A 7,173-nucleotide genomic window follows, 5' to 3' on the forward strand; every position below is an offset into this window, starting at 1 on the left:
CAACGAGATATCGGGAGGAGAGCGCCGGTGGCGCGCACAACGAAAGCAAATATCCGAACCGCTTGGTTCGCCGGCGCCGAACGCGTAGAGGTGAATGCAGAACAGGCTGTTCCCGCACCCAAGACCATGGCGGGAGCGCTAAGGCCAAAAAATCGGCCGTATCAATATTTTGAAGAAGATTTGGTACTCCCAAGGGGAATCGAACCCCTGTTTTCGCCGTGAGAGGGCGACGTCCTGGACCGCTAGACGATGGGAGCACGGGGCGGTGAAACCGCCGGGACGGGGCGGGATATAGCTGCCTGCGGAGGGATGCGCAAGAGCCTTTTGCCGGCGGCGGCGGAATTCGCCCGCCGCCCGCCGGATCGGCCGGCGGATCAGCGCGCCAGCAGCCGGATCGTGCCGAGCGGGCGGCCGGTGGCAAGGTCGAACAGGTGGACGATGCGGCCGTCGGTGCCTTCGGTGGTGACGACCAGACGGCCGCCGTCGATGTCCTGCGACAGGATCGCGGCATCGGCCGGAAGCTCGGCGATCGCCGAAAATGCCGGTCCGCCGGCCGCCGGCGCATCGCCGGAGTTGACGGCACGCCAGGCGATGGCGAATAAGACGGCGAGAAGCCCGACGCCGAGCGTTCCCATCGACACGATGACGAACCGGCGAAGTTTTGCCTGCATGGCTGCGAGCTGCGGGTCGAACGGGAGTTCCCGCGGCGCCTCCGCCTGCGTTCCGCCCTCGTTGCTCTCGTCGAAAGTGCTGTTCATGTCGTCCCGCCGCAAAGGTTCCGCCAAGTCCGCCGAGGCCTCGCCGTCGGCGACGCAGGACGGGGCGACGATCCCGGCCGTCCTGTCCGCCACTGTCCTGTCCCCGGGGGCCGCCGCCAACGCGCCCCTCCTAGCCGATCCCGACGATGAAGTCGACGCGGAGGCGGAGGGCGCGCGGCTGGTGGTCGAGATTCCCGGGACCAACACGAATGACCGGCTCGACGCCGTTCTCGCCTCCCTCGTGCCCGACCTGTCGCGCAGCCGGCTCAAGGCGCTGGTGAAGGACGGGCAGGTGCGGCTGGCCGGTCGGCCGGTCACCGATCCGTCGCGCCACGTGGTCGCGGGCGACGTCTACACGATCGACCTGCCCGAGCCGGAGCCGGCCGACCCGCAGCCCGAGGACATTCCCCTCGACGTGCTCTACGAGGACGACCAGCTGATCGTGATCGACAAGCCGGCCGGGCTCGTCGTCCATCCGGGGGCCGGCAACTGGACCGGCACTCTGGTCAACGCGCTGCTGCATCACTGCGGCGACAGCCTGTCGGGCATCGGCGGCGTGCGCCGGCCGGGCATCGTCCACCGCCTCGACAAGGACACCTCTGGCGTGATGGTGGTCGCCAAGACCGACACCGCCCACAAGGGCCTTGCCGCCCAGTTCGCAGACCACGGCCGCACCGGCGATCTGGAGCGGGCCTACATGGCCCTCGTCTGGGGCTCGCCGGAGCCGTTCCGCGGCCAGATCGACGCGCCGATCGGCCGCTCGGCGACCGACCGCACCAGGATGTCGGTGCGGCGCGACGGCAAGGAGGCGATCACCCACTACGAGGTGGTGGAGCGCTACCCGGAAGGCAGCGGCCGCGATGCGCTGGCCAGCCTCGTCGAATGCCGGCTGGAGACCGGGCGCACCCACCAGATCCGGGTGCACATGGCCGAGATCGGCCATCCACTGCTGGGCGATCCGGTCTATGGCCGCGGCTTCCTGACCAAGGCCAACCTGCTGCCCGAGGAGGCCGGCGCGCAGGTGCGGGCCTTTCCGCGCCAGGCGCTACACGCTTTCTTGATTGCTTTCGCCCATCCCGTGACCGGGGATATCTTGCGTTTCGAGAGCCCGATCCCGCAAGATATGCGGGAACTGATCGGCGGCCTTGACGGTTGCTGAGGCAGGGGAACGACGGGCGCCCCGCGCGCCAGGGCCGCGAAATCCGCGCCCGACCCGATGACATTCACCGGCATCGTTCCCACATACGGGAGTTGGCACGCGCCTCGAACGAGGGCGGCCACGGCTGGCCTGGGAAACAGGGGGCCGTTCCAGACGAAAGGGAACACGATCATGGCAAGAGCATCACTTCCCGCGATTGCGGCCGGCGAGGGCGGACTGTCCCGCTATCTCGACGAGATCCGTCGCTTTCCGATGCTCGAACCGCAGGAAGAGTACATGCTGGCCAAGCGCTTTCGCGAACATGAGGATCGCGATGCGGCGCACAAGCTGGTGACCTCCCACCTGCGCCTCGTCGCGAAGATCGCGATGGGTTACCGCGGCTACGGCCTGCCGATCGGCGAAGTCATTTCCGAGGGCAACGTCGGTCTGATGCAGGCGGTCAAGCGCTTCGAGCCCGAGAAGGGCTTCCGGCTCGCCACCTATGCGATGTGGTGGATCAAGGCCTCGATCCAGGAATACATCCTGCGCTCGTGGTCGCTGGTGAAGATGGGCACGACGGCCAACCAGAAGCGGCTGTTCTTCAACCTGCGCAAGGTGAAGGGCCAGATCCAGGCGCTCGACGAGGGTGATCTGAAGGCGCATCAGGTTACGGCGATCGCCACCAAGCTCGGCGTGTCGGAAGAGGAGGTGATCTCGATGAATCGCCGCCTGTCCGGCGACACCTCGCTCAACGCGCCGATCCGGCAGGAGGCCGACGGCGGCGAATGGCAGGACTGGCTGGTGGACGACTCCGACAGCCAGGAAACCGTGCTCGCCGAACAGGAAGAGATGGACCTGCGCCGCAAGATGCTCAAGGACGCCATGGGCGTTCTCAACGAGCGCGAGCGCCGCATCTTCGAGGCCCGCCGCCTCGCCGAGGACCCGATGACGCTGGAGGATCTCTCCACCGAATTCGGCGTCAGCCGCGAGCGGGTGCGCCAGATCGAGGTGCGCGCCTTCGAGAAGGTGCAGGAGACCATGCAGCAGGCGGCCCGCGACCAGGTCGCCCGCCAGAGCAGCCGCAGCCTCGAGGCTGCCGGCGCCTGATCCTGACGCTGCGCTTCAAGGACAGTTCCGACCCCGCCGGCCACCGGCGGGGTCTTTTTCTTGCGCATTTCCATCTGGCGGGGCGCGGCGTTGGCTCGTGCCGTGGCGGATGAGGAGCCTCGGTTGAGGGGCGGCGGGCGAGGAGCCGGTTTTCGATGCCGGTCTTTCCCTCGTCTATGCCGGGCTTGACCCGGCGAGGACGGTGGAAGGGTGGGCGTATGGCGCGATCCGCCCGCCGTTGCCGCCCCTGACAGCCATGCGCATCCGCAACCCGGATGAACGCGAACGGCGGTCACAAAGATCTGTCCGGCAACTTGGATCCAACAGCGAAGTCTTTACCCGATCGCAGGATCTTCACGGTATTAACAACGAAGCTCAGCGAAACGTGAAGGGCTCGGCTCTTTCATCGGACATGCCCTGCGCCCATTTCATGGGAGCGGCCGAAGCGACGGGAACAAGTTCCCGGATTGCCCGGCGGTATCGGGCGGGACGTCCGCCCGGTTCGGGTCGCGCAGACTTGAACGGAGTATCCACTAGGCGGCAAAATCGTTCCGGCGTATCGTTGATTTCATGATCGGCGACGTTAGGGCGTGATAGCCGGACGATGCGGCGGGCCCGAAACAGCCCTCTGCCAGGTGAGCGTGATGAGCACGATCAGGATGACGACGACAGGGACGACGCCGATCGGGGCGACACCGATCGGGGCGACACGGGGAGCCCAGGGACATGCGGTGGTGACGGACCAGATCCGCCCTTCTGTTTCCTCGGCGCCGGATGCCGCGACGGGACGTCCCTTGCCGGGCCAGCCGGTGCCGCCGCTTCAGGTGAGCATGGTCGGTGGCCCCTGCTGGCGCCTGTGCGACCAGAAGCCCAAGCATTTCACGCTCGTCGTGGCCTATCGTGGCGCCGCCTGCGGCCATTGCCGCGACTTCCTCAAGGCGATCAACGACCGGCTCGAGGCCTTCCAGCGCCGCGGCGTGGCCGTGGTGGCAGTCTCGGCCGACAGCCGCGCCGAGGCCGAGAGTTTTGCGGAAGCCGCCGGTCTCGACCGGCTGGCGATCGGCTGGGGCCTGAAGCCCGAGCGGGCGCAGGACTGGGGCATCTACATGTCGGCCGAGACGGGCCGGCCCGCCGCCGCCGGCTTCATCTGCGAATTCGCCATGTTCCTGGTGCGGCGTGACGGCACACTGCAGCTGAGCCACGTCCAGTCCGGCCCGTTCCTGTGGCCAAGCGTGGACGAGGTGCTCGAGGCAATCGACGGCATGATCGCCCGCGGGCCTGAACTCACCGGCGATCTCACGCCCGAGACGGCCGGCGCTGCCGCCAGCCGTCCCGGTCCCCGTTCGATCCCGGGCTGCTGACGGCGCCCGGCACGTCGCGGCTGTCAGCGGATGACGGCGGTGTAGTCCGCCGTCTCGGGCACCGTCTCGATCAGCCCCTGCTCCTTCATGAAGGCGGCAAAGCGGGCGTAGCGGCCGGCGTCGAGCGCGGCCGGGCGCTTGGCAAAGCGCGGCAGCGTGTCGCTCCACGCGGTGCGGTTGAGCTCGTCGTCGAGATCCGGATAGCCCTTCAGGAACAGCTTCCACGCCGCGTCCGGATGGTTGGTGAGAAACAGCGTCGCCTCTTCCACCGCTTCCACGAAACGCGGCAGACGCGGATCGACCGCCCCTTCGGCGACGAGATCCTTGTGCGTGATCATGATCAGCTCGTCATAGGCCGGCAGGCCGTTCTCCTCGGGGAAGAAGGCGAGGCCCTCGTGGCCCTCGATCCGCATCTGCGTCAGCTCGAAATTGCGGTAGCCGCCGACCACCGCATCGACCTGGCCGGCGATCAGCGAGGCCGACAGGGCGAAGTTGACGTTGACGAGTTCCACGTCGGCGGTGGTGAGCCCGCCGGACTTCAGCAGCGCGCCGAGCATCGCATCCTCGAAGCCCGACACCGAGAAGCCGATCCGCTTGCCCTTCAGGTCGGCAAGCTGCTTGATCGGCCCGTCCTTCAGCACGATCAGCGTGTTGAGCGGTGTCTCCACCAGCGTGCCGAACCGCACCAGCGGCAGGCGCCGGCCACATCGAGGATCAGGCTCGGCTGGTAGGAGATCGCCACATCGCCCTGGCCGGCCGCGACCAGCCGCGGCGGCGCGCTCGGATCGGCCGGCGGCAGCAATTCCACATCGAGGCCGTGGCGCGCGAAATAGCCGCCCTCCCTGGCCACCACCAGCGGCGCGTGGTCCGGATTGACGAACCAGTCGAGCAGCACGGTGAGCTTGTCGGCGGCCTGGGCGGCCGGCGCGGCCAGCAGGCTCCCCGCCAGCATCGCGGCGGCGGCAAGGCGTTTCATCGTCCTCATGGTCACTCCTTCTTGGTGTTTGTCGGCATCTGGCTTTGACGGCGGCCGGGCGGATGGCGCGTGGCTCACGTGGCGTCCTCGACCCAGAACACGAGCCGGCGGGTCAGGCTGTCGACGACGATCTTGAGCGTCAGCGTCACCGCCGCCAGCATCACCAGCGCGGCGAACAGCACGTCGGTCTGCATCCGAGCGTTCGACTGCAGCATGACGAAGCCGAGCCCCTGCGAGCGCCGACCCATTCGCCGACCACCGCGCCGATCGGCGCGAACACGGCGGCGACGCGGATGCCCGACACCAGCCCCGGCAGCGCCGCCGGCATGCGGATCAGCATCAGCGTCTGCCAGCGCCCGGCCCGCCACAGCCGGGCAAGATCAAGGAGGCCCGGATCGGTGCGTCTGAGGCCGTCGGCAAAGGCGGACGTGATCGGGAAATAGATGATGATCGTCGCCATCACGACCTTGGACGCGAGCCCGAAGCCGAACCACAGCACCAGCAGCGGCGCGATGGCGAACACCGGCAGGGTCTGGCTGACGACGAGGATCGGTGTCACCACCCGCGACAGGCGCGGCGAGCCGCCGACCAGCAGCCCCGACAGCGTGCCGAGCACGACGCCGCAGGCAAGCCCCAGGATGATTTCGGTGAAGGTGACGAGCGCCTGCCCGCCGAGAAAGCCGAAGCGGGTGACAAGCGTGGTGGCGACGGCGCGCGGCGCGGGCAGCATGAACGGCGGCGGGGCGAACACGATCACCACCGCCTGCCACAGCGCGACCACGATGGCGCCGGCGATCAGGATCTCGCCGCCAAGGCGCAGGGCGCGGACGACGCCGCGCCGGCCGCCGGCCTGCTCTCCCCTGCCCTGATCCTCGCGTCGTTCGGACACCGTCGTTTCCCATCGCACCCGGTCTTGCGATCCGGACGCGACGCGGCGACGGGGAGATGGGGAATGACAGGGCCGATCGATGCCACGGCCGTCGTCTTGCGTCCCGTCCCTTCGCCGGCATGACCCGGATCAGGTTCGAAGGGTCCGGGCCTGAGGCGCTTTCGCGCCAGACGCCATCTCAGTTCTTTTCAAGAACACCCCTCGGACGGGCGCAACTATGCCGCCCGCGTGGCGCGCGCGCAAGCGTGGATCGGGCAAAGCACCATGATCGGCGACACGGGAAATGCCGGACGGAAATGGAAGACGGGAAGCGGAGACGGGAGGCAGACGGCTCAGGGGGTCCAGGCAGCAAAGGCCTGCTCGAACACGCGGTTGCCCGGGCCGCCCTTCTCGAAGGTGAGGATCGCGCGGCGGCGGTTGCCGTAGCGGATCGGCACGTCGATCCAGTCGCGCTCGCGCAAGAGCGAGACGTTGCGCGTGACGTCACGCTCCACCGACGACAGCGCCAGCCAGAAATGATTGTCCGCCACCGGCGCGACCGCGCCCACCAGCGGATCGCCGCGGGCATCCTCGGTCGGCTTGAGGATCAGGCCGGGGGTGGTGGAAATGCCGTTGCCGGTGAACTGGGTGCCGAGCGTGAACTGCAGGTCGACCAGATGGCTCGCCGGCAGCGAGGCGTCCTGGTTGCGGCGGATGACCATGACCAGCGACACCCCGTGGTCGGGGATCGCGATCTCGGCGCGGATCGCACCCCGGTCGTCCGGTCCGGAGGCGGGGACGAAGGTCCACAGCGCCTGACCCTCGGCCCGCGTGCCCTCGCCGCCCGGCAGCGGCTCCTCGTAGAGCAGCGCGCGCTGGGCCACGATCACACCCGCCTCGCCGCCCGGGGCGGGCGCCTCGGCGGCCGGCGGCGTCGCTTCGGCCACCGTCTCGCCGGTGGCGCC

At 68.5% G+C, this 7,173-nt stretch carries 4 protein-coding genes, 1 tRNA gene, 3 pseudogenes and 1 riboswitch; of the genes and pseudogenes, 3 read left to right on the forward strand and 5 right to left on the reverse strand.

The window, feature by feature from the left end:
- Positions 1-181 precede the first annotated feature (181 nt).
- Positions 182-257 (reverse strand) — tRNA-Glu (locus tag A6302_RS18540).
- A 117-nt stretch (positions 258-374) separates the two neighbouring features.
- On the reverse strand, positions 375-758 hold the full coding sequence (locus tag A6302_RS18545; protein ID WP_069308281.1) for a hypothetical protein: 384 nt from the start codon (positions 756-758) through the stop codon (positions 375-377).
- On the opposite strand from A6302_RS18545, the gene A6302_RS18550 reads away from it, so the two are divergent.
- The 3 genes from A6302_RS18550 to A6302_RS18560 all read left to right on the forward strand — a co-directional run bounded on the left by A6302_RS18550 (position 757) and on the right by A6302_RS18560 (position 4,364).
- Complete coding sequence (locus A6302_RS18550; RefSeq protein WP_083255898.1) at positions 757-1,917, forward strand: RluA family pseudouridine synthase; 1,161 nt, start codon at positions 757-759, stop codon at positions 1,915-1,917. The two genes, A6302_RS18545 and A6302_RS18550, sit on opposite strands and share 2 nt — an antisense overlap.
- A gap of 171 nt (positions 1,918-2,088) precedes the next feature.
- Positions 2,089-3,003, forward strand: coding sequence for an RNA polymerase sigma factor RpoH (rpoH, locus tag A6302_RS18555; protein WP_069308282.1), 915 nt, complete (start codon positions 2,089-2,091; stop codon positions 3,001-3,003).
- A 644-nt stretch (positions 3,004-3,647) separates the two neighbouring features.
- The gene (locus A6302_RS18560) at positions 3,648-4,364 is read left to right on the forward strand and encodes a redoxin domain-containing protein (protein WP_083255899.1); all 717 of its coding nucleotides are present in this window, start codon (positions 3,648-3,650) and stop codon (positions 4,362-4,364) included.
- 23 nt (positions 4,365-4,387) lie between these two features.
- Here A6302_RS18560 and A6302_RS18565 read toward each other — a convergent pair.
- The 3 pseudogenes from A6302_RS18565 to A6302_RS23185 form a co-directional block, all read right to left on the reverse strand.
- Positions 4,388-5,340: pseudogene (locus tag A6302_RS18565) on the reverse strand (ABC transporter substrate-binding protein).
- Between the two features lie 74 nt (positions 5,341-5,414).
- A pseudogene (locus A6302_RS18570) lies at positions 5,415-6,070 on the reverse strand (ABC transporter permease).
- 248 nt (positions 6,071-6,318) lie between these two features.
- Positions 6,319-6,441, reverse strand: a riboswitch (TPP riboswitch).
- Between the two features lie 120 nt (positions 6,442-6,561).
- Positions 6,562-7,173, reverse strand: a pseudogene (locus tag A6302_RS23185) (hypothetical protein); the annotation flags it as partial.

Origin of the sequence: Methylobrevis pamukkalensis (genome assembly GCF_001720135.1) — a bacterium.
Classification (GTDB): Bacteria; Pseudomonadota; Alphaproteobacteria; order Rhizobiales; family Pleomorphomonadaceae; genus Methylobrevis; species Methylobrevis pamukkalensis.